The 26,230-nt window shown below is 72.7% G+C and carries 25 protein-coding genes; 13 read left to right on the plus strand and 12 right to left on the minus strand.

The window, feature by feature from the left end:
• Positions 1 to 127: 127 nt before the first annotated feature.
• A complete protein-coding gene (locus AC0NH5_RS17505) occupies positions 128 to 1,387 on the plus strand; it encodes an alkaline phosphatase (protein WP_474404859.1) in 1,260 nt (419 codons plus the stop codon).
• Here AC0NH5_RS17505 and AC0NH5_RS17510 read toward each other — a convergent pair.
• From AC0NH5_RS17510 to AC0NH5_RS17520, 3 genes are read right to left on the minus strand one after another with little or no spacing between them, the layout of a single operon-like run.
• The gene (locus AC0NH5_RS17510) at positions 1,354 to 3,090 is read right to left on the minus strand and encodes a DUF6461 domain-containing protein (RefSeq protein WP_474404862.1); all 1,737 of its coding nucleotides are present in this window, start codon (positions 3,088 to 3,090) and stop codon (positions 1,354 to 1,356) included. The two genes, AC0NH5_RS17505 and AC0NH5_RS17510, sit on opposite strands and share 34 nt — an antisense overlap.
• Positions 3,087 to 3,554: a hemerythrin domain-containing protein gene (locus AC0NH5_RS17515; RefSeq protein WP_474404864.1), complete on the minus strand. Its 468-nt coding sequence runs from the start codon at positions 3,552 to 3,554 to the stop codon at positions 3,087 to 3,089. Before AC0NH5_RS17515 ends, AC0NH5_RS17510 begins: the two co-directional genes overlap by 4 nt.
• A gap of 6 nt (positions 3,555 to 3,560) precedes the next feature.
• Positions 3,561 to 3,962: a VOC family protein gene (locus tag AC0NH5_RS17520; protein WP_474404866.1), complete on the minus strand. Its 402-nt coding sequence runs from the start codon at positions 3,960 to 3,962 to the stop codon at positions 3,561 to 3,563.
• A 173-nt stretch (positions 3,963 to 4,135) separates the two neighbouring features.
• Between AC0NH5_RS17520 and AC0NH5_RS17525 the strand changes: the two genes are divergently transcribed.
• The 4 genes from AC0NH5_RS17525 to mptB all read left to right on the plus strand — a co-directional run bounded on the left by AC0NH5_RS17525 (position 4,136) and on the right by mptB (position 8,679).
• The gene (locus AC0NH5_RS17525; protein ID WP_474404868.1) at positions 4,136 to 4,633 is read left to right on the plus strand and encodes a SigE family RNA polymerase sigma factor; all 498 of its coding nucleotides are present in this window, start codon (positions 4,136 to 4,138) and stop codon (positions 4,631 to 4,633) included.
• A 3-nt stretch (positions 4,634 to 4,636) separates the two neighbouring features.
• Entirely contained in the window at positions 4,637 to 5,452 is an 816-nt protein-coding gene (locus AC0NH5_RS17530; RefSeq protein WP_474404870.1) for a hypothetical protein, read from the plus strand.
• Between the two features lie 157 nt (positions 5,453 to 5,609).
• Entirely contained in the window at positions 5,610 to 7,055 is a 1,446-nt protein-coding gene (locus tag AC0NH5_RS17535; protein ID WP_474404872.1) for a DUF1996 domain-containing protein, read from the plus strand.
• Between the two features lie 166 nt (positions 7,056 to 7,221).
• Positions 7,222 to 8,679 carry a polyprenol phosphomannose-dependent alpha 1,6 mannosyltransferase MptB gene (gene mptB, locus AC0NH5_RS17540; RefSeq protein WP_474404874.1) on the plus strand — a complete coding sequence of 486 codons (1,458 nt, stop codon included), beginning with the start codon at positions 7,222 to 7,224 and terminating at the stop codon, positions 8,677 to 8,679.
• Between the two features lie 52 nt (positions 8,680 to 8,731).
• Here mptB and AC0NH5_RS17545 read toward each other — a convergent pair whose 3' ends face one another.
• From AC0NH5_RS17545 to AC0NH5_RS17565, 5 genes are all read right to left on the minus strand, one after another.
• The gene (locus tag AC0NH5_RS17545) at positions 8,732 to 9,925 is read right to left on the minus strand and encodes an MFS transporter (protein ID WP_474404877.1); all 1,194 of its coding nucleotides are present in this window, start codon (positions 9,923 to 9,925) and stop codon (positions 8,732 to 8,734) included.
• Between the two features lie 300 nt (positions 9,926 to 10,225).
• A complete protein-coding gene (locus AC0NH5_RS17550) occupies positions 10,226 to 10,981 on the minus strand; it encodes a hypothetical protein (RefSeq protein WP_474404879.1) in 756 nt (251 codons plus the stop codon).
• Positions 10,966 to 11,502: an RNA polymerase sigma factor gene (locus AC0NH5_RS17555; protein ID WP_474404882.1), complete on the minus strand. Its 537-nt coding sequence runs from the start codon at positions 11,500 to 11,502 to the stop codon at positions 10,966 to 10,968. Before AC0NH5_RS17555 ends, AC0NH5_RS17550 begins: the two co-directional genes overlap by 16 nt.
• 285 nt (positions 11,503 to 11,787) lie before the next feature.
• Positions 11,788 to 12,870, minus strand: a complete 1,083-nt coding sequence (locus AC0NH5_RS17560) for a zinc-dependent alcohol dehydrogenase (protein ID WP_474404884.1) — start codon at positions 12,868 to 12,870, stop codon at positions 11,788 to 11,790.
• Positions 12,863 to 13,831: a Gfo/Idh/MocA family protein gene (locus AC0NH5_RS17565; RefSeq protein ID WP_474404886.1), complete on the minus strand. Its 969-nt coding sequence runs from the start codon at positions 13,829 to 13,831 to the stop codon at positions 12,863 to 12,865. Before AC0NH5_RS17565 ends, AC0NH5_RS17560 begins: the two co-directional genes overlap by 8 nt.
• A gap of 174 nt (positions 13,832 to 14,005) precedes the next feature.
• On the opposite strand from AC0NH5_RS17565, the gene AC0NH5_RS17570 reads away from it, so the two are divergent.
• From AC0NH5_RS17570 to AC0NH5_RS17580, 3 genes are all read left to right on the plus strand, one after another.
• The gene (locus tag AC0NH5_RS17570) at positions 14,006 to 15,004 is read left to right on the plus strand and encodes a glucosyl-3-phosphoglycerate synthase (RefSeq protein WP_474404888.1); all 999 of its coding nucleotides are present in this window, start codon (positions 14,006 to 14,008) and stop codon (positions 15,002 to 15,004) included.
• Positions 15,001 to 16,116: a glycosyltransferase gene (locus tag AC0NH5_RS17575; protein WP_474404890.1), complete on the plus strand. Its 1,116-nt coding sequence runs from the start codon at positions 15,001 to 15,003 to the stop codon at positions 16,114 to 16,116. The genes AC0NH5_RS17570 and AC0NH5_RS17575 overlap by 4 nt, the downstream gene beginning before the upstream one ends.
• 126 nt (positions 16,117 to 16,242) lie before the next feature.
• Positions 16,243 to 17,442: a serine hydrolase domain-containing protein gene (locus AC0NH5_RS17580; RefSeq protein WP_474404893.1), complete on the plus strand. Its 1,200-nt coding sequence runs from the start codon at positions 16,243 to 16,245 to the stop codon at positions 17,440 to 17,442.
• A gap of 50 nt (positions 17,443 to 17,492) precedes the next feature.
• On the opposite strand, the gene AC0NH5_RS17585 is transcribed toward AC0NH5_RS17580, so the two are convergent.
• Positions 17,493 to 19,691: an MMPL family transporter gene (locus tag AC0NH5_RS17585; protein ID WP_474404896.1), complete on the minus strand. Its 2,199-nt coding sequence runs from the start codon at positions 19,689 to 19,691 to the stop codon at positions 17,493 to 17,495.
• Between the two features lie 172 nt (positions 19,692 to 19,863).
• Between AC0NH5_RS17585 and AC0NH5_RS17590 the strand changes: the two genes are divergently transcribed.
• Genes AC0NH5_RS17590 through AC0NH5_RS17605 form a run of 4 tightly spaced genes read left to right on the plus strand, consistent with a single transcriptional unit; the run spans position 19,864 to position 23,408 of the window.
• A complete protein-coding gene (locus AC0NH5_RS17590) occupies positions 19,864 to 21,399 on the plus strand; it encodes a sensor histidine kinase (RefSeq protein ID WP_474404898.1) in 1,536 nt (511 codons plus the stop codon).
• Complete coding sequence (locus AC0NH5_RS17595) at positions 21,396 to 22,076, plus strand: response regulator (RefSeq protein WP_474404900.1); 681 nt, start codon at positions 21,396 to 21,398, stop codon at positions 22,074 to 22,076. Before AC0NH5_RS17590 ends, AC0NH5_RS17595 begins: the two co-directional genes overlap by 4 nt.
• Positions 22,077 to 22,109: 33 nt before the next feature.
• A complete protein-coding gene (locus tag AC0NH5_RS17600; RefSeq protein WP_474404902.1) occupies positions 22,110 to 22,862 on the plus strand; it encodes an MBL fold metallo-hydrolase in 753 nt (250 codons plus the stop codon).
• Positions 22,863 to 22,916: 54 nt separating this feature from the next.
• Positions 22,917 to 23,408 (plus strand): SRPBCC family protein, encoded by a 492-nt coding sequence (locus AC0NH5_RS17605; RefSeq protein ID WP_474404904.1) that lies wholly within the window; start codon positions 22,917 to 22,919, stop codon positions 23,406 to 23,408.
• 5 nt (positions 23,409 to 23,413) lie between these two features.
• Here AC0NH5_RS17605 and AC0NH5_RS17610 read toward each other — a convergent pair whose 3' ends face one another.
• A complete protein-coding gene (locus tag AC0NH5_RS17610) occupies positions 23,414 to 23,851 on the minus strand; it encodes a hypothetical protein (RefSeq protein WP_474404907.1) in 438 nt (145 codons plus the stop codon).
• A 71-nt stretch (positions 23,852 to 23,922) separates the two neighbouring features.
• Between AC0NH5_RS17610 and AC0NH5_RS17615 the strand changes: the two genes are divergently transcribed.
• Positions 23,923 to 24,813 (plus strand): NAD-dependent epimerase/dehydratase family protein, encoded by an 891-nt coding sequence (locus tag AC0NH5_RS17615; RefSeq protein ID WP_474404909.1) that lies wholly within the window; start codon positions 23,923 to 23,925, stop codon positions 24,811 to 24,813.
• 54 nt (positions 24,814 to 24,867) lie between these two features.
• Here AC0NH5_RS17615 and AC0NH5_RS17620 read toward each other — a convergent pair whose 3' ends face one another.
• Positions 24,868 to 25,869, minus strand: coding sequence for an MEDS domain-containing protein (locus AC0NH5_RS17620; RefSeq protein WP_474404912.1), 1,002 nt, complete (start codon positions 25,867 to 25,869; stop codon positions 24,868 to 24,870).
• Positions 25,863 to 26,213 carry an STAS domain-containing protein gene (locus AC0NH5_RS17625; RefSeq protein WP_474404915.1) on the minus strand — a complete coding sequence of 117 codons (351 nt, stop codon included), beginning with the start codon at positions 26,211 to 26,213 and terminating at the stop codon, positions 25,863 to 25,865. The genes AC0NH5_RS17620 and AC0NH5_RS17625 overlap by 7 nt, the downstream gene beginning before the upstream one ends.
• Positions 26,214 to 26,230 lie beyond the last annotated feature (17 nt).

A 26,230-nucleotide genomic window follows, 5' to 3' on the forward strand; every position in this document is an offset into this window, starting at 1 on the left:
GGCGGTTGTTGGTCACCGGCCGCCCCGTGAGGGGGAACTGCGGTGATCCGGATGACAGCCGCCGCCCGCGTCGCGTTTACTCACATCGAGAACCTCCGATTCATCGACGACGCTGAAGGAGGACGCGATGAAGCGAACTGTGCACTGGCTGGCGGGCCCGGTGGTGGCGGGCACGGTGGCCGCCGCGGGCCTGGTCCTGGTGAACCCGCTGACCGACGCCGCAGCACGACCGCAGGGACCACGGGTCCGCAACGTCATCTTCATCAACGGTGACGGCATGGCGGCCGCCCACCGGGAGGCCGCCCGCCTCTATTACGCCGGCCTGGACGGCCAGCTCACCATGGACCGGCTGCCGGTCTCCGGGCAGCTCACCACCAGCCCGGACGACCCGGAGTCGGCGATCACCGACTCGGCTGCCGGGGCCAGCGCGTGGGCCACCGGCGAACGCACCTACAACGGCGCGATCAGCGTCGACGTCGACGGCAACCCGCTGCCGATCCTCGGCGCCCAGGCGAAGGCCGCCGGCAAGGCCACCGGCCTGGTCACCACCGCGCAGGTCACCGACGCCAGCCCGGCGGCGTTCTTCGCCAACTCCACCGACCGGGCGGCCCAGGACGACATCGCCCGGCAATATCTGGAAGCCTCGAAACCGGACGTCATCCTCGGCGGCGGCGAGGACTGGTGGTTGCCGGCCGGCACCCCGGGCGCGTTCCCCGACCAGCCCGCCGAGGACCCGGCCGAGGGCAGCCGCGGCACCAAGGGCAACCTGATCGCGCAGGCCCGCGCCGACGGCTACCAATACGTCACCACCCCCGCCCAGCTGGCCGCGGCCGGCCGGGGCAAGCTGCTCGGGCTCTTCGCCAACCAGGAGATGTTCCAGCAGCGCGAGGAGGGGCAGGGCGACATCTACGACCCCGTGGTCAGCCTCTCCACGATGGCCCGCAAAGCCCTCGACACCCTCTCCCGCGACCGCGACGGCTTCTTCCTCATGATCGAGGAGGAGGGCGTCGACGAGTTCGCGCACCGCAACAACGGCCGGCGCACACTGCAGACGATGGGGGAGCTGGACAAGGCGGTCGCGGTCGCCCGCGCCTACGCCGCCACCCACCGCGACACGCTGGTCGTGGTGACCGGCGACCACGAAACCGGCGGCCTGGCGGTCGAGGACGTCGACGCCGAGGACGAGTCCGGCACCGGCACGTCAGCCGAGGACGGCCCGTTCCCGGTCAAGGGCACCGACTTCGAGTTCTTTATCGACTGGACGACCACCGGTCACACCGGCGAGGACGTGCCGGTCACCGCGTACGGCCCGCTCGCCGAACGATTCACCGGCAAGCACCCGAACACGCACGTCTACGACGTGCTGGAGCCGGTGCTCACCCGGTAACCGACACGGCTCCCGTTGATCCGGTCGAGGTCGGCCTCGCGCAGGCCCCGGCCGGTGAAACGCTCGACCGCGAGCAGCCCCTTCTCCAGCCGGGCGACCGGCACGGCGAAGTCGAGGCCGGCCATGGCGACGGCTACCTCGGGCGGCGGCGACTCCCGTCCCCATGGCTCGAAGGCCGCCAGCAGCCGGCCGGCCTCCGCGAACGTCAGCTTCTTGTCGGCGTTGATGCTCCAGTACATGCTGGCCGCCCGGCCCCCGGCCGAGGCGGCCCGCACCACCTCGCCGTCGGCGCCCCGCCAGCCGTTGTGCTCCACGACCAGGACGGCGTCGCCGGCGTCCAGCACCGTCACCCACTGCCCGTCGAGCTGACGCAGGGCGAGGTCCTCCTCGATGTCGTCGACGAACTCCGGCCGTTCCGGGTCGGCGCCGAAGGCCCGCAGCACCTGCGCGACGGTGGAGCCGGTGACCACCGTGACGGTCGCCCCGGCCGTCAGCGAGCTGCGGTGCAGCCACCGGTACACGTGCTCGGGCGGCCGGGGTGGTTCGGTCTCGCCGCGCAGCCGGTGCCCGAGCCGGTCGGCGTGCCGGTGCACGACCTCCGGCGCGGCCGGCGCCGCCCAGACCGTCAGCTGATAGTCCTCCAGCCCGGCGTCGCCGTCGTCACGCCCGCGGGCGTGCACCCGCACCCGGTAGTCGCCGGGCCACGGCGGCGTCTGCCGGCGGAGCACCCCGTGGTCGCTGGGAGACACCGAGGCCAGGCCGGCGGCGGCTCGCCAGCTGACCTCGACGACCTCGTCCCAGATCGGCTCCACCTCGTCCGGCGGCCCGGCGAGCACCTCCAACTCGACCCGGACCTGACCGTGGGCGACCCCGGCGCGCACGACGACGCTGCCCTCGACCACCGCGACGAGGCCGTTCCCGCTGAAGTCGGCGTGCGTGGGCAGCGCGGTCTCGGTGAGGCCGAACCGGTGATCGGTCACGGTCACGGTTCCTGACGAACGGCGGGGCAGCCGGTAGTCCGCCCGCACCTTGGCAAGCAGCGCGTCCGCGTACACCGAAGGCATGTCTCTGGTCCGCAGCAGCAGTGTCGCGGCACCCAGGGCGAGGCCGACGGTGGCCGCGGCCCGGTCCACCTCGGCCGGCGGATCCGACTGATCGACCACCGCGCCGGCCACCGTCACCGCCAGAGCCAGGTGGGCGGCACCGTGCGCGGCGGCGATCGACGCCTCGTCCGTCGCGTCGGCGGCCAGGTGCGACGCCGCCGGGCCGGCCGCCGCCAGCTCCACGATCAACGCAGCGGTACGCTCCACCAGCCCCGGCCGCAGCCGATGCAGCAGCCCGGTCGCGGCGGCCGTCGCACTCTCCGTCCCGGCGGACGTCACGAACGCGAACCGGCTGGGCGGCGGCACCGGCAGCCCGGCCACCAGGTCCGGCGCACCGCTCCAGTCCGTCTCGGCGACCGTCAGCTCGAGCGCGCCGAGCAGCCGCTCGGCCGTCAGCGCGCCGAGATCACGCAGAGCGGCCAGGCACTCAGGCTCACCCCGGCCCGGCAGGTGGTCGCGCGGACCCCGCCCCGGATCGTCCGGCAGCGAGATTCGTCCCAGGACCGCCGCCGGGGCCGCGGGAATCCGGCGGAGGATGTGGGGCATCGTCGCGGCGGCGAAGGCCACCAGGCCCGAGACGTCGGCCGCTGATCCGGTCACAGCGGCCCCAGCACAGCGTGGGGATCGGCGTCCAGTGCCAGCGTCTCCAGCACGCGCAGGAGCTGACGTTCCTCGTACCGGAAATGCGACTCCATGATCGCCGCGATGCCCTCCAGATGCCGGTCCAGCTCGGCGGGCGGCGCCGCGCGGTCCACGGCGGCCCGCAGCCCGCCCAGCAGATGGCCGATCATCGAATGGTCCTGCCGCAGGTAGCGCAACGTGTCACGCAACTGCGGGTATTGCTCGGCGATCGCCGGGAACAGCTCCCGGTCCTCGCCCTCGTGGTGGGCGGTCAGCGCGGTGCAGAACCCGTGACAGAACAACAGCAGGTCCCGCGACGCTGAGCCGGCCGGCTCGCCGTCCGCGATGGCCTGCTGGGTCACGGCCAGGGCCGCGCGCAGCCGGTCGTGGACGCTGCGCAACTCTCGGCTCCAGGCGATCAGCCTGGTCTTCTCGCCACTCACCGGGGTTCAGGACGCCTGGGGCAGGATCTGCGCGACCTCCCAGACATTGCCCGCCGGGTCGGCGAAGGCAACCGTCCGGCGGCCCCACGGACGATCGGCCGGGCCGTTGAGGATGGTGACCCCGTGCTGCTTGAGCTCCTCGTGGACGGCATTCGCGTCCTCCACCGCGATCGTGGGAAGCAGGCGCGCACCGGCCTCCGGCACGGCCACCGGCCGCGGCTCCACAAGCGTCCCGGCGCGATCGGCCCGAAGAATGTTGATCATCAGATTCTCCAGCCGGACGACTGCCGAGGCGTCGTCGGCGTAGACGACCTCGAGCCCGAAGACGTTCTCGTAGAAGGCTCGCGTGGCGGCGAGGTCCTCGACGAAGAAAGTGATGACCTCTACCTTGTTCAGTCCCTTGATCACGCGTTCCTTCTCCCCGTTCGGTGGCGTCACCGGGCAGCCGGCGCCGGAGCCCTCCGGACGATGCCTGCCGTGTCGCCGGAGACTAGCGGAGCCATCGGTATCCGCGCATGCCCGATCGCATGCAACCTTTCGGCCCGCCGCGGAGTAGATGGGGTGAGCGATCGAGAGGGGGCGTGGTGGTCCGAGCCGACTGGGAAGACCAGTTCGTCGAATATTTCCGGGTACGAGCGCAACCACTGCGCCGGCTCGCCTATTCGCTGTGCGGCGACTGGCACACCGCCGAGGACCTCGTGCAGCTCACCTTCGTGCGGCTGTACCGGCGATGGCCGAGCATCCGTGACGAGTCGGTGGACGCCTACACGCGGCAGGTGGTGGTCAACGCGTTCCTGACGCATCGGCGTTCCCGGCGGCGTGAGTCGCTGATGGCCGACCCACCCGAGCGGGCGGCCGGCGGCGCCGACCCGGCCGAGGGCCTGGCGGTGCGGCGTGCGCTGGCCGATCTGGCGCCACGGCAGCGGGCCGCGGTGGTGCTGCGGTACCTGGAGGATCTGCCGGTCGCCGAGGTGGCCGCCCTGCTCGGGGTCACCGAGGGCACCGTGAAGAGCCAGACGGCGCGAGCCATCGAATCCATGCGCGGGGCGTTCCGTGGCGCCGCGCTCACCAGGGAGTAGGCGATGCAGGAAACGGACGTGCGGGACGTGTTGAAGGCGTACGCCAGTGCCGGCGAACCGGCGATGGGCCTGACCGCCGATGCGGTGCTGACAGCCGGCCGGCGCTCGCGCCGCGCCCGGCGGCTGGCGGGCTTCGCGGGGGCCGGGCTCGCGGCCGCGCTGGCCGGGGTCGGAGTGATCGTCGTGTCCGGTGGCGGTTCTACCGGCCCGGAATTCGCCGCGGCCGGCCCGTGTCCGGTCGGGCCCGGGTCCCGCCCGCCCGGAGTGATCGAGGCCGACCGGCCGCTCTCGCCGGAGCTGGTGGAATGGGCCGCGACGAGCTTGACCTGCCATCTCGGCGAGGCGGTGCCACTGATGCTGCCGGACGCGCGATATGCCCGGGTGCCGGGTGCGCCGGCCGGGCCCCTCGTGGGGTTCAGCCACGGTGGCGAACCGCCCTGGGGCAACCGGGTCGACGCGTTGGCCCTGATCCGCGACGCCGAGGGGACCGGTGACCTGACGGTCATGGTCGGGGTGGCCGACCGGGGAGCGGCAGCGCAGGCCGCGGCCGAATGCCGGCGCGAGAGGATCGCGAAATGTACGGTCCGGAGTGGGCCGGACAAGGAGACCGTGCTGCTGGGCACCGAGGCCGACAGCCTGCCCGCCGGGCAGCCGCGAAACTTCGTCGTGCGGGTCTTCCGGGGGCGCAGCGAGATCTACGTGCAGGCGTCGAACACGGATCGCCGAGCGGAGAGCGGCGCGACCCGGCCGGAACCCGTCCTCTCCGCGGAGCAGGCCGTCGAGCTGGCGCTCGCACCCGGGCTCTCCCTCTTCCCATAGGCACGCCCTTAAGGAGGAATTCAAGAAAAGAAAGTGTTATCCGGGGCCGGCGGGACCGCGGCCTGCAAGCTTTCCGATAACACTTTTCGACCCCGTTGAACAGGCGTTTTCCGGTGTGCATACTCCCCGCCGAACGCTTTCTCTCGAAGGGGTCGCAATGCCCACTCCAACGCGCGGCTCGCGGGGCCGCCGCCTCCTCACCCGGGCCGTCCTCGGTGTCGCCGTCACGTCGGCGCTCGCCGCGAGCGGCATCTACATCGCCAACGCCGGCGCCGCCGAGAGCCCGGTGCCGGGCGTCCTCGAGGCCGAGGCCTTCACCGCGCAGTCCGGCGCCCAGACCGAGGGCACCGGCGACACCGGCGGCGGCGAGAACGTCGGCTGGCTCGCCGACGGCGACTGGCTGCGCTACGACGGTGTGCGGATCGGCGCGCAGCTGTCCGCGCGGATCGCCTCGGACAACCCGGCCGGCGGCTCGATCGAGCTGCGTACCGGGTCGGCGACCGGCCCGCTGCTGGCCACGATCCCGGTGCGCGGCACCGGCGGCTGGCAGAAGTGGGCGACTGTCACCGCGACCGTCGCGAAGCCCCCGGCCGGCGAGCAGAAGCTGGTCGCGCTGGTGAAGAGCGGGGCGGCGGGCGACCTCGTCAACATCAACTGGTTCGGCCTCGGCACCCCGGGCCCGGAGGAGTCGCAAGGCCCGGCAAGCCCCGCACCGTCCGGCAAGCCCTCCGGCGCACCGCCGGCCGGCGGGTGGGTGAAGGTGGACCAGGCCCTCTGGGACCGGCAGCTCGCCGAGTTCGAGGCTCTGAAGCCCACCCCGGTCACCGGCGACGCGGTCAAGGTCCCCGAGTTCCACGTCAACTGCACGGTCGCCAAGGAGGCCCCCGACGACCCCATCGTCTTCCCCGGCCTCTCCGGCGCCTCGCACATGCACACGTTCTTCGGCCCGGACATCGTCACCGCGGACACCACCACCGAGGATCTGCTCGCCGCGGACTCCACCAGCTGCGAGACCCCCGGCGACAACTCCGCCTACTGGATGCCGCAGCTCACCCAGAACGGCAAGCCGGTGCCGCTGCACGGTTTCCGCATCTACTACGGCTCCCGGCTGAAGAACCCGGAAGCCACCAAGATCCTGCCGCCGGGCCTCGTGGCGATCGCCGGCGACGCGAAGCTCCAGGTGCCGACGCCGAAGAACTCCGGCGTCAACCAGTTCTGGTGCGCCGGCGCCGCCGAGATCGGCCGCAGCGCCGACGGCAACTGGCCGATCTGCGCCGAGGGCGGGCGGCTGATCATCCAGATCACCTTCCCGGACTGCTGGGACGGCAAGCACGTCGACTCGCCCGACCACAAGTCGCACCTCGGCCCGGCCGGACCGGACGGTACCTGCGCCGGCGGCAAGTTCCCGGTCGCCATCCCGTCGATCTCCGAGCTGTTCACCTACGAGTCGCGCGGCGGCGAGGGCCTGAAGCTCGCCTCCGGCCTGCCCTCGTCGGCCCACATGGACCTGATGAACGGCTGGGACCCGAAGGTGCTCGGCCCGCTGGTACGCACCTGCATCAACCAGGGCGTCAAATGCGGCACGACGCCGACCTTCGGCTGAGCTGAGCACGCCGGCCCCGCATTTCCGCGGGGCCGGCTCTGCTCCACCCCGCTGTCGTACGACCGAAGCACGCGCTTCGCCAACTCGTCGCCTGTTGTCCCACCAATGGTCCTCGCCCGTGACCGATGGTGATCGCTACGGTCAGCCCCGTGGGCGGGATGGTGAGTTGACAACTCTCGACAGTCGGACGGCCGGGACCCGGCTGGTGGCGGGACAGTGGCTCGGGGTCGTGGGCAGCGGGCTCGTCGTCGTGGGTGGCGCGTTCGTCGGCGTCGGCCCGGCCGGCGGCACCACGCAGCTCCCGGACACCGCCGGCGCTGCCGTCTTCTGGCCGGCCGCGGTGGCCTATCTCGGGATGACGTCGCTGCTGCTCGGCTGGTACGCGCTGCGTCACGCCCCGGTGCGCGAGCTGATCCGGGCGGCAGCCCTGTGGACGGTCCCGCTACTGCTGACCGGACCGATCTTCAGCCGCGACGTCTACAGCTACCTCGCGCAGGGTGCCATGACCGTGCTCGGGCTCGACCCGTACCAGCACGGCCCGGCCGCGCTCGGCGGCGAACTGGCCGCCGACGTGCCGCCGATCTGGCAGGACACACCGGCACCGTACGGCCCGGTGTTCCTCGGCCTGGCCGGCGCCGTCACCGCCGTGACCCAGCAGGAGCTCTGGCCGGGACTGATCGGCATGCGTCTGCTCGCGCTCGCCGGCGTCGCCCTGATGGCCGCGGCCGTGCACTCGATCGCCCGGCAGTGCGGGGTCGACCCGGCCGCCGCCCTCTGGCTCGGTGTGCTCAACCCGCTCGTGCTGCTGCACCTGGTGGCCGACGCCCACAACGAGGCGATGATGCTCGGCCTGATGTGCGCCGGCCTCGCCCTCGCCCTGCGCCACCGTCCGCTGGCCGGTGCCGTGCTGATCACCCTGGCCGGCCTTGTCAAAGGCCCCGCGCTGCTCGCCCTGGCGTTCCTCGCCGTCCTGTGGGCACGCCGCCTCCCCGGCCGCTTCAGCCCGCCACCCGGCCGTGCCGGGTGGTTGCCCGGGCGGGCGGGGTGGCTGCGCGCCGCCGGGGCCACCGCGCTGACCGCCGCCATCACCGCGGCCACCGTCACCGCCCTCACCGGCACCGGCTTCGGCTGGATCCCGGCCCTGCGGACCCCGACGCTGGCCCGCACCTGGATGTCGATCACCACGGACGTGGGATCGCTGCTGGGCCACCTGCTGCAAGGCGCGGGCGTGGCCACTGCCGACACCGTCAGGCACGCCGTCTGGCTCGCCGGTCTCGCCGCGGCCGGCGTCATCTGCCTGTTCCTGCTCCGCCTGAGCGACGAGCTGGGAGTGGTGGCGGCCCTCGGCCTGAGCCTCACGGCGCTGGTGGTGCTCAGCCCCGTGGTCCACGTCTGGTACCTGCTCTGGGGCATCGTCCCGCTGGCCGCCGCCGGTTCACCCCGGGCCCGCCGGATCGCCGCGCTCGCCTCACCGGTCCTGGTGCTGGTCGCGCCCCCGAACGGCGCCGCCCCCGGCCCGCACCTGGTGCTGGGCGCGGCGCTCGGCGCCGCCACCGCCGTGGCGGCCTACGGTCTGGCCGCGCACGCCCGCACATGGGACCGTCTCGCCTGGGACCGCGGCTGACCTCTCGATCCGGTGCGCGCTTCGAGGGCCATGCCGCGGTGGGGCCCGGCGGTCAGTCCACCTCCCGGCCGCGCAGCAGGAGGGCGCCGACTGCCGCGCTGAGCAACTGGCAGGCGGCGACAGCGATCAGCAGCGCGGCCGCACCCTGCGCGGCGAACAGGCCGCTGGCCGCGGCACCCGCCGCGGCCGCGGTGACCTTGATGCCGGCGCCGAGCGTGAAGACCTGGGTGCGGGCGGACGGCGGCGCCTCCCGGTTGCGGATCGCGAACAGCGTCACGGTCACCGGTGAGCTGAACAGGCCGGCCAGCGCGAACAGCACCGCTAGCAGCCACACCGGCGGCAACAGGGCGGTCAGCAGGAACGGCAGGCTCATCACCGCCACGCAGACCAGCATGACCAGCTCCGGCCGGCGATGGATCACCGTCAACCGGGTGCAGACGAGCGAGCCGACGACGCCGCCGGCCGCGGTGATCGACATGATCAGGCCGGTCAGCGCCGGCTCGTCCTTGTCGGCGGCGACCAGCGCGGCGGCCAGCGGCAGCGCGCCGAAACCGATCTGGCTCAGCCCGGAGGCCACGGTCACCGCCCCGAGCCGGCGGCGGCGCACCATCACGGTCAGCCCGGCCGCCAGGGTGGTGCGCAACGGCTGCGGTTCCTTCGGCTCGCGCGGGGGCAGCGGCAGCGTGGCGAACAGGACGGCGCCGATCACCACGAAACCGCCCAGCACGACCATCGACCAGGCGGCGCCGGCATATCCGGCCACCAGGGCGGCGATCGCCGGGCCGACGATGCCCGCGGCGCCGTACGTGGCGGCGTCCAGCCCGAGCGCCCGGGACAACGTGGCCGGGGTCAGCTCACTGAGCAGGCTGCTCAGGCCGCCGAGAAGCAGCGGCGCCAACGAGCCCGCGACGATCAGGACCGTGGCCGCCGCCCACGCGTTGCGCCCGATGAGTGCGGCTGAGGTGACCATGGCTACGGCGTACGTCAGAAAAGCGATCACATAGAGCGCCCGCCGGCGCCGGACCACGTCGGCGGCCGCGCCCGCAAGCGGGCCGACCAGGACGTGCGGCACCATGAGGGCGGCCACCAGCAGGCCGCCGAGGGCGGCGTCGTCCGCCCGTTCCAGCGCCAGCAGCACGATCGACACCCGGGCGCCCTCGTCGGCCAGCCGGGCGCCGGTCGCAGCCGCCAGATATCGCGTCAGGACCCGCGTCTCGGACGCCGGCTTCAGCGCAGTAGTGCTCATCCAGGCAACCCCCGCCGCGAGCGTAATGACAGCACCGCAGCTCGCCAGTTACCCAGGCCACACCCACCCAAGCCCGCGTGTGAACTTCGGGTCCGCTCCGCACCCCACCTTCACACGCAGTGGTCGCGGCCCGCGTGTGTGAAGTTCGGGTCCGCTCCGCACCCGAACTTCACACGCAGTGGTCGGGGCGCGCGTGTGAACTTCGGGCCCGCTCCGCACCGCACCTTCACACACGCCGGGTTGTCGAGGGAGCGTGTGAAGTTCGGGTGCGCAGCGAACCCGAACTTCACACGCTGGGGGCTACGGGAGTTCGGAAGGGCGGTGAGTCGTGGTCTTGCCGCCCGCATGCACGGTCACGGTGAGCGTGTCGACCTCACCGCCCTCCGGTCCCGGCCACCACGCCGCCCACCAGCCGGACTTCACGCTGGCCCGGACGGTACGCCCGCTGTCCGTGTGCACCTCGACCGCGGTGACCCCCGGATCGGCCAGCCCCACGATGTTCGACCACTGGTCGTCACCCTCACCCAGCGAGCTCATCGTCTGCAGGTCGATCATCGACCCGCTCGGCAGTGTGGGCGTGAACGAAGCACTGGCCAGGCCCATCGTCGCGAACGCCTCGCCGTCGATGCCCAGGCACTCCTTCAGGTCACCGCCGGTGCGCAGGATCAGCATGGTGGCCTTGCCGCGCTGCTCGGCGAGCAGCACGTCCGCCGCGGTGGGCTTCGTGGTCCCGCCGGCGCAGGCCGCCGCCTCCGCGAGGACCTGGTCGCCGGTGCGTGCGGTCGGCATCGCCGTCCAGGACGCCACCGCCTGTTCCGCCGCGCCCGGCACCAGGGCCGGGATCGTGACCGCACCCACCGCACCGGCCGCGACTGCCGCCACGCCGACTGTCACCCAGCGCCGCCGGACGGCGTGCGCGGTCCGCGGTTCGACGGCACCGGCCATCGTGCGCTCGACGAACGCCTCCGAACGCGCCCGTTCGACGGCCGTCGGCTCCCGGTCGCGTGCCGGGTCGAGAACGGCGAGCCGGTCCAGGTCCTTCATGCTTTCGTCCACGACTGCTCCTCGAGGGTGTGGGGGAGGGCGGGAGAGGGTTCCAGAGCGGCCTGCAGGCGTTGCCGGGCCCGGGTGAGCCGCATCGCGAACGTTGAGCGCCGGCAGCCCAGCACGGTGGCCGCCTGCTCGGCGGTCAGGCCGTCGAAGGCGACCAGCGCGAGCGTCTCGCGGTCGGCCGGGCTCAGGGCACGCCAGGCGCGTTCCAGGTCGAGGCGGGCCGCGGTGCCGGCGTTGTCGTCCGGCGCGTGGTGGTTCTCGAAGGCTCCCAGGCGTACGTCCAGTGCCCGGCGCCGTAGCCAGCCGCGGGTCCGGTTCGCCATGGTCCTGCGGGCCACCGCGAACAGCCAGGGCCGGGTGTCCTCGGGAAGCTCCTCGAAGCGCCGCCAGGCGGTCAGGAAGACGGTCGACACGATGTCCTCGGCGTCGTCCGCCGGGACCCGGCGTTCGACGAACCGCAGCAGGTCGGCGAACGTCTCCCTGTGCAGGGCCCGGAACCGCTCCTCGGCGGCGGGCCCCCTCATCTCGGTGTTCCTCGGTGCTTCATGACCCACACCTGTCCGGCCCCGGCGAAACTGTCACAGGGCGCCGCGAACTATTTTCGCGACCGGCCGCCGGCGGCGCAGCCGAACCGCGCATCCGAGCCGAGCGCCGACCTGCTCGCCTGCTCCCGCACGTGCCCGGCGTCGAGGTCACCGGCGCCCACGTCGGGGCGCAAGAACGCTGACCCGGGGCGGCAGAGGTCAGGCCAGTGGAAGGCGAACCGGCCCCGGCGCGCGAGCGCCGGGGCCAGGCAGTGCCGGTGACTGTCAGGCCGGGAACTCCAGGACGGCCTGGACCTCCTGACGGCGCCGGGAGCCCAGGTCCTCCAGCAGGGCCGGGGCCTCGTCGAACGGTACGACCGCGGTGATCATGTGGCGGCGGACCGCCTCGCCGTCGCGGCGCAGCAGGTCGATGGTCGCGGCGGACAGCCGTTCGCGGTCCCAGGTGGCACCCAGGCCGCGCGGCACCCGGCCGATCTGGGCGCACCGGATCGCCAGGCCGTTGTGGTGGAACTCGGCGCCGAGCCTCACCTCGTCCGCACCGCCCTGATAGAAGGCCAGGTCGATGACGGTGCCCTGCGGGCGCAGCAGGCGCAGCGCCAGATGCAGGGCGGACGCCTGTCCACGGCACTGGAAGACGACGTCGGCGCCCCGGTCGTCGGCGGTGTGCCGCCAGGCGGTCTTCAGCGTGACCGCGGCGTCGCCGGCCTCCGGGTCCAGCGTCGCCAGTCCCAGCGCTTCGGCGATCGCGCGGCGCTGCGCGGTGGGGTCGACGACCGTCACCGACGCGGCGCCGTGGGCCCGGGCGAACAGCGCGGTGAGCAGGCCCACCACGCCGGCGCCGATGACCGCGACCCGATGCCCCTCGACACCGTCGCCGAGCCGGTGCACGTTGGCACCGTGCAGGTCGGCGGCGGCGTGCAGCAGGCCGTTGGCGCAGATCGGGCCCATGTGTGCGACATAGATGCCGAGGATCGGATCGAGGTCGGCGGGCAGGGTGACCACCCGGTCGCGCAGCGGGTCACCGGTCCAGCCGGTGCGGTGACCGTAGGTCATCGCCACGACGTCGCCCTCCGCGACCGCCGGGGTGTCGCTGCGCTCGACCCGGCCGACCTCCATGTAGCCGAGCCGGGTCACCGGGTACGGGTCGGCGGGCGCGCCGCCGAACAGCCCGAGCACCGGGTCGAAGCCTTCGTGCAGCGCCGGGTTGGTGCCCTTGACGTAGCTCAGCTCGGTGCCGGCCGAGACGCCGCTGAACAGGGTGCGGACCCGGAACGGTCCGGGCGCCTCCGGTTCTTCGACGATCTCCAGCTTGCCCGGCTCGGTGACCACCAGGTTGCGGTCAGACATGTGGCACCGCCACCGGGCGGCCGACCGCGGCCGATTCGGCCACGGCGGAGGCCAGGGCGTGGGTGCGCAGCGCCTCGGCGTACGGGGCGCGCACGTCGTCGCCTTCGCCGCGGACCGCCGTGATGAACGCCCGGTCGACGGCCACCCGGGCGGCGTCCGGGTCGGTGTCCACGCTCCATTCGCCGTCGCCGTCGCGGACGGTCAGCCGGTCCTCGGTGATCGCCAGGGCCAGGCCGTCCGCGTAGATCTCCAGGCCGGCCCGCTGCTTCCAGCCGAGCACGCAGGTCGCGGCCAGGGTGCCGACCGCGCCGCCGGCGAACCGCAGCGAGGCCGCGGTCGCGCCGTCGATGTCGGCGCCGTCGACCGCGGGGGGTGTGCCGTTGCCCATCGCGCTCACCTCGGTCACCTCGCCGATGAGGTACCGGGCCAGGTCGAGCACGTGTGCCGCCTGCTCGACGACCGGCCCGCCCGAGCGGTCCCGCTGCGGCCACCACGCCACCGGCGGCACCTTGTCGAGCCAGGCGCCGGTCACCAGCCGGATCGGGCGGTCGCCGAGAACCTCACGGGCCCGCTCGACGACCGAGCTGTAGCGCCAGTGGTGGCCCACTCCGGTCAGCAGCCGCCGGTCGGCGATCAGCCGAGCCGTATCGCGTGCTTTTTCCAATTTGATCTCTATGGGCTTTTCCACGAATAGCGGGATCCCAGCCTCGATCACCGCCCGCTCCGCAGGCCCGTGAGCGAACGGCGGCACGCACACGTAGACCGCATCCACGCCCTCGCCGAGCAGAGCCGCCACGTCCGGCGGAACGCTCGCGCCGTGCTCGTCGGCGAGCTTGCGGGCCGCCTCCGGCGCCACGTCCGTCACGGCCACCACCTGCACGTCCGGTAATCCGGACAGCACCCGTGCGTGCCGCTGGGCGACCCCGCCCGCGCCTACCAACCCGACCCTTGTCGCCGGCATCCGGCCTCCTGTCGTCGATCGACGGTTTCCGGGCCGTGATCTTCTCCGCTTCGGGTGCGGCGAAACATCGGACAGGGTTTCTGTCGATCTTCTTAACCCGCAGGAAAGATTGGTCTCGTCCCCTAGGGGCAACAACGCGTCCGCCAGTCGTCACCGATCTTGGGGGGTTCGCTGATGCAGCTTTCACCGCCGGCCATCGTCGAAGCGTGGACCACGTACCGCACCGGTAACGCGACGCAATGGACAGCGCGCCAGCTTGCACAGGCCAAACGCGGGGACCGCGTCAGCGTGGTCATTCCGGCACGCAACGAACAGGAGACCGTCGGCGCCATCGTCACCGCCATCCGGCGACACCTCATCCATGAGGTGCCGCTGGTGGACGAGATAGTGGTGGTCAACTCGCGCTCCACCGACGCCACCGTCGAGGTGGCCCGGGCCGCCGGCGCCCGCGTCGTCGACCAGGACGACATGACCCGCGGCCTGCCGCGGATGGAGGGCAAGGGCGACGCGCTCTGGGCCGGCCTGGCGGCCAGCACCGGTGACGTCGTCGCGTTCGTCGACGGCGACCTGCGCGACTTCTCCACGGCGTTCGTCACCGGCCTGCTCGGGCCGCTGCTCACCGATCGGTCGGTGGAGTTCGTCAAGGGCTTCTACCACCGCCCGCTGGTCGGCGCGTCCGGCGTCGAGGCGGACGGCGGCGGCCGGGTCACCGAGATCAGCGCTCGTCCGCTGCTCAACCTCTTCTGGCCCGAGCTGGCCGGCTTCGTCCAGCCGCTGGCGGGGGAGTACGCGGGCCGCCGCACCACCCTGGAGCGCATCCCGTTCGTCTCCGGGTACGGCGTCGAGATCGCCATGCTGATCGACCTGCTCGACCTCGTCGGCCTGGACGCCCTCGCCCAGGTGGACCTCGGCGAGCGCCACCACCGGCACCAGAGCCTGGACGCGCTGGGCCGGATGTCGGCGCAGATCATGGTGACCGCGTGGAGCCGGCTGTACCGGCGCGGCCTGGTCACCGAGCCGCTGCCGCCGACCACGGTGCTCACCCAGTTCAGCCGTGGCGGCACCGACCCGCTGCCGGCCCTCAACCGCCAGATCGACGTGGCGGACGTGCGCGTGGACGAGCGGCCGCCGCTCGCCACGGTGGCCCGCCCGGTGGCGGTGCCCGCCGTATGAAGGTGCTGATGAACGCGGGGCCGTGGCTGTCGGTCCCGCCCCGGGGGTACGGCGGAATCGAGAACGTCATCGCCACGCTGGTGCCCTCGTTGCGCGAGCTCGGTGTCGAGGTGGTTCTGGCGACCGTCGGGGACAGCGACCTGCCGGTCGAGGAACGGCTCGCGCTCTATCCCACCGGCCAGTTCCCGCTGCTGCAGAGGCCGTACAACCAGGTCTGCGGGGTGGTCCCGGCCCACCAGCACGCGGTGGTCCGCAGGCTCGCCGACGGCGACATCGACCTGGTGCACGACCACGTCGAGGCGGCCGGCCTGACCATGCTGGCCGGGCTCGGCGCGGACGCACCGCCGGGACTGCACACCCTGCACTGGGACCTGCGCAAGCACCCCGAGCTGTACGGCACGATCGACGGCGGCCCGCGGGTGCGGGTCAACGGGGTGTCGGCCGACCAGCTCACCCACGCGCCGCAGGCCCTGCGCGACCACGCCATCGGGCACGTGCACCTGGCCACCCCGCTGGCCGACGGCGCCGGCGACCGCCCGGCCACCGAGAAGCAGCCGTACGCCGTGGTGCTCGGCCGGATCACGCCGGGCAAGGGCCAGGACCTCGCCGCGGAGCTCGCCCACAAGGCCGGGTTCGACCTGGTGCTGGCCGGGCCGGTCGGGCCGTACCAGCAGCCCGCCGACCTGGCGAGGGCCGACCCGCAGAACCCGGACGTCCGGTTCTGGCTGGAGAAGGTGGCACCGCACGTTGACGGCCGCCGGGTCCGCTGGATCGGCACGGTGGCCGGTGTGCAACGCGACGCGCTGGTGGCCTCGGCCCAGGTGGCGCTCTTCCCGTTGCGCTGGAACGAGCCGGGCGGCACCGCGGTGGTGGAGTCCTTGGCGCTGGGCACGCCGGTGGTCGGGATCGCCCGGGGATGCCTGCCGGAGCTGGTGGAGCACGGGCGCACCGGGCTGATCACCACCGTCGAGGAGGAGCTCGGGGACCTCGTGCACGCCGCCCGCGAGATCGACGAGCGGGAGTGCCGGGCGGAGGCGGCCCGCCGTTTCACCCCGGCGGTGATGGCCGAGGCGTACCTCGCCCTCTACGAGAAGATGACCGCGGCGGCGTAGACGTGTCGGGGGCCGGGCTCTCCGGCCGGCCCCCGGACCCTCACCGGGATCTCCCGGATGTCGCCGGAGGTGGAAGTCCGAAAGGCTCTGTTCGCGACCTTGCCCCTTCGCGGAACGGAGAGTCCCATGACGAAGGCACGACCACGGTTGCCGGTGTTGGTGGTGGCCGCCCTCGGTGTGCTTGCCACGACTGTCGGCGCGGCTCCCGCCTCCGCCCGCAGCGATCCGGCGCTTCCCGCCCTGAACGCGGACCTGCTCGGCCGGGCCATCAGTGGGCTGCCCGACGCGACAGTGACCGGCGCCCACGTCGCGATCCGGGGATCGGCCGGTCGCTGGTCGGGGGTCTCGGGCGTGGCGGATGCCGGGACCGGCGCGCCGGTGCCCGCCGACGGGCGTTACCGCATCGCCAGCGTGACGAAGGCCTTCACCGCCGTCCTCACGTTGCAGCTCGCGGCCGAACGGCGCCTCGGCCTGGACGAGACCGTCCAGCATCACCTGCCCGGCACACTTCCGGCCGACTATCCGCCGATCACCGTCGGTCAGCTGCTCAACCACACCAGCGGGTTGCCGTCCTCGCGGGTCGACGAGGGCAACGCGGATCCGCGGTGGTTCGTCGAGCACCGGCTCGACCACTGGACGCCGCAGCAGGTGATCGACTCCGCCGTCGCGCAGCCGATCACCTTCACCCCGGGCACCGAGCAGCAGTACAACGGGGTCAACTACTTCCTCGCCGGGCTGATCGTGGAGAAGGTCAGCCGCCGGTCGTACGCCGCGGAACTGCACCGAAGGATCTTGGTCCCGCTCGGTCTGCGCGACACCAGCCTGCCGGCGCCCGGTGACGTCGGTATCCGTGGGCCGCACGCGCGCGGCTACGTCACTGTGGACGACGTTCTCGTCGACGTCACCGAGCAGAGCCCGTGGGGGTGGGCGGAGAGCGGCCTGATCTCCAGCAACGCCGACCTCACCCGGTTCATGTCGGCGCTGCTGCGGGGCAGGCTGCTGCCGAAGGCACAGCTCGCCGAGATGTTCACGCTGCCGGACGTGCCGTACACCGGTGGCGGCAACTGCCGGATCGGCCCGCGTCCCGGCCGGGCCTGTTTCAGCGCGGGTATCCAGTCCACGACGTTTCCGAACGGGGTCACGGTGTGGGGCAAGAGCGGGTCGGTGCCCGGCTACACCACCGGGGTCTTCGCCACCCGGGACCTGGCCCGGACACTGACGGCGAGCCTGAACCCGACCGGCAACCGGGACGGCAGCGAGACGCCGTACGTCCAGAACGTCGCTGCCGCGGCCTTCGACCCGTCGCTGTTCGTGCCCGTCCGCTGAACGGCCGCTGCTCGTGCCGGATCGACCGGCACGAGCAGCGGGACGTTCCGTTAGCGGCTCGCGCCGACCGGTTCCGGCAGGGCCGGCGGTTCCTCCGGCACGGTGTCGCGCAGCCGGTCGCCCTCCACGTCCACGTTCGGCAGCAGCCGGTCCAGCCAGCGGGGGATCGCCCACGCGCGCCGGCCGAGCAGCGCCATCGCCGCCGGCACGATCGTCATCCGGACCACGAACGCGTCGAGCAGGATGGCCGCGGCCAGCGCGAACCCGATCGACTTGATCAGCGGGTCCGGTGCCAGGACGAACCCGGCGAAGACGCTGATCATGATGATCGCGGCGGCGGTGACCACCCGGGCGCTGTGTGCGTAACCGACGATGACGGCCCGGGTCGGCGGCGCACCGTGCACGTGCTCCTCGCGCATCCGGCTGACCAGGAACACCTCGTAGTCCATCGCCAGGCCGAACACGATGCCGATCAGGATCACCGGCAGCAGGCTGACGATCGGGCCGGTCTGGTCCACCCCGATCAGGCCGGCCAGCCAGCCCCACTGGAAGACCGCCACCACGGCGCCGAACGTGGCGGCCACCGACAGCAGGAACCCGGCGATCGCCTTGAGCGGCACCAGCACCGAGCGGAACAACACGGTGAGCAGCAAAAAGGCGAGAAGAACGATGACACCGAGGTACGGCAGAAGCGCATCGCCCATCTTCGCGGCGATGTCGATGGTGACCGCCGTGGTGCCGGTGACCGACAGATCCGCGCCGGTGCCGGCCCGCAGTCCCGCGTCCGCGTCCCGGATCGCGTGCACCAGGTCGGTGGTCTCGGCACTGTCCGGCGCGCCGGCCGGGACGACCTGGAGCATCGCGGTGTCGCCGGCCGGGTTGAACGCCGGCGGGCTGACCGACACCACACCGGGCAGCGCGGTGATCGTGTCGGCCGCGGCGGTCGCCGCCGCCTTCGGGTCGGAGCTGCCGGCGGCGTCCACGACCACCAGCAGCGGCCCGTTGTAGCCGGCCCCGAATCCATCGGTGACCAGGTCGTACGCCTGCCGTTGGGTGGTGTCCGGCGCGGCCATGTTGTCGCCGGGCAGGCCCAGACGCAGATCGATCGCGGGCACGGCGATCAGCCCCAGCGCGGCGACCGCGGTCACCAGCGTCAGCACCGGCCGCCGGGTGATCGCCCCGGCCCACCGCTGGCTCAACGTCGGCCGGTCGCCGTCCGCCTCGATGTCGCGGGTGCGCCCGCCGCGCCCGGTGATCCGCCGCCCGGCGAATCCGACCAGCGCCGGGAGCAGGGTGAGCGCGATCAGCACGGCCACCGCGACCGCGCCGGCCGCGGCCAGGCCCATCTCGGTGAGCACCGGGATGTTCACCACAGCCAGCGCGGTCAGTGCGACGAGCACGGTGAGCCCGGCGAACGTGACCGCCGATCCGGCGGTGCCGACCGCGCGCCCGGCCGCCTCCGCGCCGGTCCGGCCCACGGCCAACTCGTGCCGGTAACGGGACACGATGAACAGCGCGTAGTCGATGCTGACCGCGATGCCCAGCATCAGCGCCAGCGTCGACGTGCTGCTGCTCAGGTCGAGGAACCCGGACGCCAGCTGGATGCCGGCCATCGTGGTGGCCACCCCGAGGAACGCGGTGAGCAGCGGCAGCCCGGCCGCGACGAGCGAGCCGAAGGTGATGGTCAGGACCACCGCGGCGACGCCGAAGCCGATCACCTCGCTGAGACCCTGCTCCGGTTCCGTCTGCAGGGCGTCACCGCCGGCTTCCACGGTCAGCCAGGCGTCGCGGCCGGTCTCCACGGCGGCCAGCAGGGCCTCCCGGTCGGCGTCCTCGATCTCGCCGGCCGGCACGCGGAAGGCGACCCGGGCGTACGCGATGGTCTGCTCGGTGTTGATCGTGCCGCGCAGCGGATCGCTCACCTCGGCCACCCGCGGCCCGGTCCGCAGCGCCGCGACGGTGCGGTCCACCACGGCCCGGTTGTCCGGGTCGGTGAGCTTCTCGCCGGCCGGCGCGGCGAACACCACCCGGGCTTCGGCGCTGCCCGCCGGGGACTCGCCGAAACGCTCGTCCAGCAGGTCCAGGGCCTGTTGCGCCTCGGTGCCGGGAATGGTGAAGTCGTTGGAGGTCGGCCCGGACATCGTGGCGGCGCCCACGCCGAGCAGCCCCAGCATCGCGAGCCAGATCGCGAGGACCAGCTTGCGCCGGTGGAAGCTGAGCCGGCCGAGCCGGTACAGATAGGACGCCATCGCAAACTCCCGAGCAGCCGGTGAAAAGGTCTGCTTCACCGTTGCGAATTCCGGGCCGGAAGTCGTCGTCCAGGTGTAGGCAGCCGCGTACCGCGGTTGCGGTACCCGTGGTCGCGGGCGTACCACGACGAGACGACGCCACCGATCGACGGCCCGCGTAGGGTCGGCGGTGATGGAGACGACCGAGGGGCACCTGTTCGGGCGCTGGCGGGTGATCGCCGAGCGCCCCCTGCTGGTGGACTTCCTGCTCGCGCTGGTGCTGGCCGCCGCCGTGTTGAAGGCGGCGTTGCCCGAGTCCAGCCACCGGCCGACCGGCTGGGACGTGGCCATCGCGGTGGTGGCGTTCGTGGCGGTGATGGGCCGCCGCCGCCGGCCGATGCTCGCGCTCGCCATCGCCACCACGGCCACCGCCGCCGCCGTGGTGCAGGAGGTCCGCAACCCGGGCCTGATCGTGGCGCTGGGCGTCATCACCTATTCGATCGCCGCGCACACCGACCGGCGCCGCGGCTGGACGTGCGCGGTGGCCGCGTCCTCGGTCGTCTATCTGACCGTGGTGCTGCTCAACCGGGACGCATGGCTGCGCGCCGACGTCCTCGGTGTGTTCGCGTGGGTCTTCCTGGCCGCCGCGGTGGGCGACGCGGCCCGCACGCATCGGGCGTACGTCCGGGAGGTGGAGCAACGGGCCCGGCGTGCCGAGCAGAGCCGCGAGGACGAGGCCCGCCGCCGGGTCACCGAGGAGCGGCTGCGCATCGCCCGGGAGCTGCACGACGTGGTGGCGCATCACATCGCGGTGATCAACGTGCAGGCCGGCGCGGCCGCCCACATCCTCGAACGCCGGCCCGAGCAGGTGGCGCCCGCGCTGACCCACATCCGGGAGGCGTCGAACAGCGTGCTGTCCGAGATCCAGTCCGTGGTGGGCGTGCTGCGCACCGCGGACGAGCCCGCCGACACCGAGCCGGCACCCGGCCTGGGCCGGCTGCCCGACCTGCTGTCCGGGCTGGCGGCGGCCGGCTTCACGGTGGAGTTCCAGCAGTTCGGCGTTGCGGGGGAGCTGCCGGCGCTGGCCGACCTGGCGGCGTACCGGATCGCTCAGGAGGCGCTGACGAACGCGTACAAGCACGGCGCCGGCCCGGCCCGGCTCACCGTCCGGCACACCCCGGCCGCGGTCGAGATCGAGGTGGTCAACGCGCTGCCCGCGGGCGGGCCGGCGGCGGGTTCGGGCTACGGACTGCTGGGCATGCGGGAGCGCGCGGCGTCCGCGGGCGGCACCCTGACCACGGGCGTCGCCGGCGCCGACTTCCGGGTCCACGCGGTGCTGCCGGCCGGTGCGCCGGCGCCCGCGGCGGGTTGCGGCTCCCGGCCGCGCGACCGGGCCCGTGCCGCCGGAGCGCTGCACGGCATCGTGACCGGCCACATGGCGTCGATCAACGAGCAGGCGCGTGCCGCCCTGCGCCTGCTCGACCAGCCGGAACTGATGATGGCCCCGCCGCTCGAGGTGCCCTCTGTGGCGCGCCTGCTCCGCGGCGACGGCGAACCCGCCGGTTCGGAGCGGCTGCCCGAGCTGCTGGCGGAACTGGCCGCCGCCGGGATCGCTGTGGAACTCCAGGTGCACGGGGAGCCCGCGGCGTACCGCATCGTCGGCGCCGCCGAAACCGGCGCGCAGCGCAACGACGGCCGCGCCGTCCGGCTGATCGTGCGGCCCGCGTGACCATCCGCGTGCTGCTCGCCGACGACCAGGCCCTGATCCGGGCCGGCTTCCGCATGATCATCGACTCGGAGCCGGGCTTCGAGGTGGTGGCCGAGGCCGCCGACGGCCGCGAGGCGCTCGACCTGGCCCGGTCGACCTGCGCCGACGTGATCCTGATGGACATCCGGATGCCGCACATGGACGGCATCGAAGCGACCCGGCGGATCGGCGCGGACGACGACCTGGCCGGGGTGCGGGTGCTCGTGCTGACCACGTTCGAGAACGACGACAACGTGGTGCTGGCGTTGCAGGCCGGCGCCAGCGGCTTCCTCGGCAAGAGCGTGGCGCCGTCGGACCTGCTGCACGCCATCCGGGTGGTGGCCTCCGGCGAGGCGCTGCTGTCGCCACGGGCCACCCGGGCCCTGGTCGGCCGCTTCCTGGACCACCTCCGCCCGGAGGCACCGCCCCCGCCGGCGCTGGACGCGCTCACCGACCGGGAGCTGGAGGTGCTGGGCCTGGTCGCGCACGGGCTGTCCAACACCGACATCGCGAGCCGCCTCCACGTGTCGCCGCTGACGGCGAAGACCCACATCAACCGGACGATGACCAAACTGGGCGTACGGGACCGCGCTCAGCTCGTGGTCATCGCGTACCAGTGCGGCCTGGTCCGGCCCGGCGACGTCCTGCCGCGGGGCTGACCGGGGCCGGGCAACGCTGGCACACTGGCGCACATGGTCGACTGGTACGCGCGAGCCGAAGTGGACAGCGACGTCATCCGGATCTCGGAACCGCACGTCAACGAGTGGGTGTCGGCGAACTTCTGGTGGTTGCGCGGCAACGACCGGGACATCGTGATCGATGCCGGGCTCGGCGTCGTCGCCCTGCGCGAGGCGGTCCCGGGCCTGTTCGAGCGCGATCCGATGGTCCTGCTCACCCACGCACACCTGGATCACGTCGGTGGGGCTGCCGAGTTCGGTGACCGGGCCGCCCACCCCGCCGAGGCGGACCTGCTGGCGTCGGGTGTGCCCGCCAGCCTGTACGGCGCTGAGCTCTTCGACAGAATGGGGGTCGACGCGGCGGGCGAGCCCGTCCCGGAGCTCCTGATCGACGTCCTGCCCGGCCCCGGCTACGACCCGGCCGATTACCGCGTCGAACCCGTGACGCTGACCCGCACACTCGACTACGGCGACCAGGTCGACCTGGGCGGGCGGGTGCTGACAGTGCTGCACCTCCCCGGCCACACACCGGGAAGCATCGCGCTGCTGGAGGAGCGCACCGGCACCCTCTATTCCGGCGACGTCGTCTATGAGGGCGCCCTGATCGACGACCTGCCGAACTCCGACGCGGCCGCGTACCGGCGGAGCATGAAGTTCCTCGCCGACCTCGACGTGTCCGTCGTGCATCCCGGCCACGGGCACAGCTTCGACCGGGCACGCCTTCGCCAGTTGGCCGAGGCCTACCTGCGCCGTACACAACCTGACTGATGCGAGCGGCGCCCCAAACGTGCGCCCGTTCACCGGAGAACCTGGAGCGCCATCATGAGATACACCGTCTCGATCGAGATCGATCTGCCGAGGGGCCGGGTCGCCCAGCTGCTGACGGACCCGGCCAACATTCCGAAATGGCTGCGGGGCATCGTGGTGCACGAGCCGCTCAGTGGCACACACGGGCACGTCGGCACCACGTCGCGAGTCGTGATGCAGATGGGCAAGCAGAGAATGGAGTGCACCGAGACCATCACCCGCCGGGAACCGGTGGACCTGGACGCGATCCCGAGCGGAACCGTCGTGCATTTCGACCGTGAGATCGTCGGCGAGGGGATGTGGAACGCCGCGCGCGAGCGGCTGTCCGAAGCCGGCCCGCAGCGGACGCTCTGGCAGAGCGAGAACGAGTTCCGGTTCAGCAGCTTGCCGATGCGGCTGGCGGCGCCGTTGATGACCGGCGTCTTCCGCAAGCAGTCACTCCAGCACCTGCGGGACTTCAAGGCGTTCGCCGAGCAGGGCAAGGACGTCCGCGACGCAGCGGCCTGATCGGCTCAGGTCCTTTCCCGCCATGCGGTCAGCCACCAGCGCACGAGGTGGAACAGCCCGAGCCCGGCCATGAAGCTGCCGCCGGCGAACGGCACGAGCAGATCCCATCCCGGCAAGTGAGCGGTGTTCGCGTCCGGGCCGGTCACCAGGGCGGCCACCGGGTTGACCGGCTCCTGCTGGAACCGGTCGCCGATCAGCACGTTCTCGACGCGCAGACCCGCACCGTTGAAGACACCGTGACACTCGTACCCGTCGGTTCCCTCGACCTTCTCGAGGAGCACGCAGCTCGACACCGTGACATAGCCGGGAGTCCCGGCGATGTGGGCCCGCAGGGGGTCGACGCCCTTGTACATCGTGACGCCACCGATGGTGACGATGCTGCCCAGGAAGACGGTCATGAAGGCGTTGAGAAGGGATTCGCCGGAGATCAATCTGCGGAGCACACGTCCACGCTAGCGAGGATGATCAACCGCGGGGGTCGACGGGTTCCCGGCGCCACGGCCAGAATGACGTCGTGCGTGAACGGCAACAGGTGAGATCACCCGCTCGCGTGGCGACGGTCACCGGCACCTCGGGCCGTGTCGGTGCGGCCGTCGCGGCGGCGCTCGACGCCGACGGCTGGTCGATCCGCGGAGTGGACCGGGCGCCGGGCGCCTGGACCGGCGTCGTCGGCGATCTGCGGGATCCCGGGATCCGGCGGGCCGCGCTCCGGCGCGCGGACGTCGTGGTGCACGCGGCCGCCCTGCACGCGCCGCACGTCGGGCAGGTCGCCGACCGGGAGTTCCGGGCGGTCAACGTCGACGCCACCGAAGCGCTGGCCGGGGAGGCCGGCCGTGCGGGCGTCCGGCGCTTCGTCTACATCAGCAGCACCAGCGTCTACGGGCATGCCCTGGTGCCCACCGACCGCGCGGTCTGGGTGCACGAGGGCCTGGAGCCGCGTCCGCGCGACATCTATGACGAGACGAAACTGGCTGCCGAGCGGCTCGTCCCGGCAGCGGTCCCTTCGTCGGTCATCCTCCGCATCGCCCGCTGTTTCCCGGAGCCGCCGCCCGTGCTGGCCGGCAACTTCCTGCATCGGGCGGTCGGGCTGGAGGATGTCGCGGCGGCGGTCTCGCGGGTCGCGGAGCTGGACAGCCTGACCGGAACCTTCAACATCGCCGGGCCGTACCCGTTCACCCGCGCGGACTGCCCGGCACTGCACCGGGACGCCGCCGCCCTGATCGCGGAGCGGCTTCCGGACGTCGCCGCCGCGTTTCAGGAGCGGGGGTGGCCGTTGCCCCGCGCCCTCGACCGGGTCTACGACTCCGGCGCCGCCGCGGCCGCCTTCGGCTATCGACCGCTCCGCGGTATCCGCCAGGTGCTGCGCATCGGCGGAGACGGCTCGGAGCCGGCGCCGCCGCGATGAGTACGCATCGGCGGAGACGGCCCGGAGCCCGTCCCGCCGCGACGAGCGGGCTCATCAGGTGGGGATGCGCAGGTTGCGATGGGTCACCGCGTACGGGAAGTGCATCCGCACGGCGGTCCGCCCGTGGCCGGTCGTGGTGAGCAGAACGTCCGCGAGCTGGCGGGCGACCCACAGTCCGGCCGCGTCGGCGGGGCTGACCGGTGGCCGGTAACCGGCGTGGGCGGGAACCGGCCGGCCGCCGCGGTCCTCGACGTCGACGATCAGGGTCGCGTCCTCGCTCCAGGCGCGGACCCGCACCGGTGGGCGGCCGTGCCGCAGACCGTTGGCGGCCACCTCACTGGTCGCCGCGACGACCTGCCGGACCGCCGTGGGGACGAAGTGGCGCAGCGTCGCCCACCTGCCGACGGCGTCGCGACACTCGGCCACCCCCTCGGGGGCCCAGATGGTGGTGTCGACGTCGCAGGCCGGCGGAACCGGTGCCATGGCGGGCTGTGGCCGCTCGCCGAGATAGTCGGCCGGCGCCTGATATCCGGGGCTGTCCACTACGCCGCGCGGGCCCAGCTCCCGCGGATGGGTCTTGCGGACACCGTCGATGATCGCCGGCGTTTGACGGCGGCTGTGCCAGATGCACGTGACCGAGCAGTGGTAACAGGTGTACGCCTCGTTGGCCATCGCCTCGTAGCCCAGGTACGCGCCGGCCCGGTCGACCGGTGACTCGGCGTCGGACACGACATCGGGCTCGGCGACGATGTGGACGACTTCCCGCTGTGCCTGCCGCTCCTGGAGGTACCGCAGGAACTTGGCGTAGGTGAAACCCGTCCGCTGATAGAACCGGTCCATCGGTGCCCATTGCAGCGTGTTGGCGTCGCTGCCCAACTGGTCACGGACGATCGTCTCGGTCTCGGTGCCGACCACCATCAGGACCGGCTCGCGTGCGGTGATCTTCCGGCGGATCTGTGGCAGCAGCACCTGCCGGATGGTGTCGTCCGCGTCGACGATGAGCGCGCGATGGTCGAAGTGCCTCTCGCGGCGATGATTGGTCAGGCTGATCACCATTGGCTCCCTGGGCCGTCCTTGCTGCCGTGCTCCAGAGCTACGCCGGGAAGCTCGCATACACCACACAAAGCCAACATGTCCGTCACAACCGGTGAGCATTGCAGACACACGGTCCCGTCCGCGGCAAGTGCCGCCAAGCCCACCTCAGCGAGCATGCGGAGGCCGGCGACGTCAATGAACGTGACCGATCGGCAGTCCACGACCAGGTCCGCGGAACTCACCAGGGCCCGCAGGCGCCGGCCGAGCGCCGGGGCGTTCGCCAGGTCGATGGCGCCGGAGATCCCGATCCGGCCGGCTGACCACACCACCTCGCAGCCGGCCAGGATTTCCGACTGCTTTTCCATAGATCACAACCACCACC

It is taken from the genome of Actinoplanes sp. 13, assembly GCF_056134165.1.

What these genes read in the sequence shown, in the direction of transcription:
- AC0NH5_RS17600 (WP_474404902.1), top strand. Translation starts at nt 22,110, where the DNA reads ATGGTCGACTGGTACGCGCGAGCCGAAGTGGACAGCGACGTCATCCGG.
- AC0NH5_RS17560 (WP_474404884.1), bottom strand. Translation starts at nt 12,870, where the DNA reads ATGTCTGACCGCAACCTGGTGGTCACCGAGCCGGGCAAGCTGGAGATC.
- AC0NH5_RS17605 (WP_474404904.1), top strand. Translation starts at nt 22,917, where the DNA reads ATGAGATACACCGTCTCGATCGAGATCGATCTGCCGAGGGGCCGGGTC.
- AC0NH5_RS17565 (WP_474404886.1), bottom strand. Translation starts at nt 13,831, where the DNA reads ATGCCGGCGACAAGGGTCGGGTTGGTAGGCGCGGGCGGGGTCGCCCAG.
- AC0NH5_RS17505 (WP_474404859.1), top strand. Translation starts at nt 128, where the DNA reads ATGAAGCGAACTGTGCACTGGCTGGCGGGCCCGGTGGTGGCGGGCACG.
- AC0NH5_RS17555 (WP_474404882.1), bottom strand. Translation starts at nt 11,502, where the DNA reads ATGAGGGGGCCCGCCGCCGAGGAGCGGTTCCGGGCCCTGCACAGGGAG.
- AC0NH5_RS17575 (WP_474404890.1), top strand. Translation starts at nt 15,001, where the DNA reads ATGAAGGTGCTGATGAACGCGGGGCCGTGGCTGTCGGTCCCGCCCCGG.
- AC0NH5_RS17545 (WP_474404877.1), bottom strand. Translation starts at nt 9,925, where the DNA reads ATGAGCACTACTGCGCTGAAGCCGGCGTCCGAGACGCGGGTCCTGACG.
- AC0NH5_RS17535 (WP_474404872.1), top strand. Translation starts at nt 5,610, where the DNA reads ATGCCCACTCCAACGCGCGGCTCGCGGGGCCGCCGCCTCCTCACCCGG.
- AC0NH5_RS17580 (WP_474404893.1), top strand. Translation starts at nt 16,243, where the DNA reads ATGACGAAGGCACGACCACGGTTGCCGGTGTTGGTGGTGGCCGCCCTC.
- AC0NH5_RS17625 (WP_474404915.1), bottom strand. Translation starts at nt 26,213, where the DNA reads ATGGAAAAGCAGTCGGAAATCCTGGCCGGCTGCGAGGTGGTGTGGTCA.
- AC0NH5_RS17570 (WP_474404888.1), top strand. Translation starts at nt 14,006, where the DNA reads ATGCAGCTTTCACCGCCGGCCATCGTCGAAGCGTGGACCACGTACCGC.
- AC0NH5_RS17530 (WP_474404870.1), top strand. Translation starts at nt 4,637, where the DNA reads ATGCAGGAAACGGACGTGCGGGACGTGTTGAAGGCGTACGCCAGTGCC.
- AC0NH5_RS17585 (WP_474404896.1), bottom strand. Translation starts at nt 19,691, where the DNA reads ATGGCGTCCTATCTGTACCGGCTCGGCCGGCTCAGCTTCCACCGGCGC.
- AC0NH5_RS17590 (WP_474404898.1), top strand. Translation starts at nt 19,864, where the DNA reads ATGGAGACGACCGAGGGGCACCTGTTCGGGCGCTGGCGGGTGATCGCC.
- AC0NH5_RS17620 (WP_474404912.1), bottom strand. Translation starts at nt 25,869, where the DNA reads ATGGTGATCAGCCTGACCAATCATCGCCGCGAGAGGCACTTCGACCAT.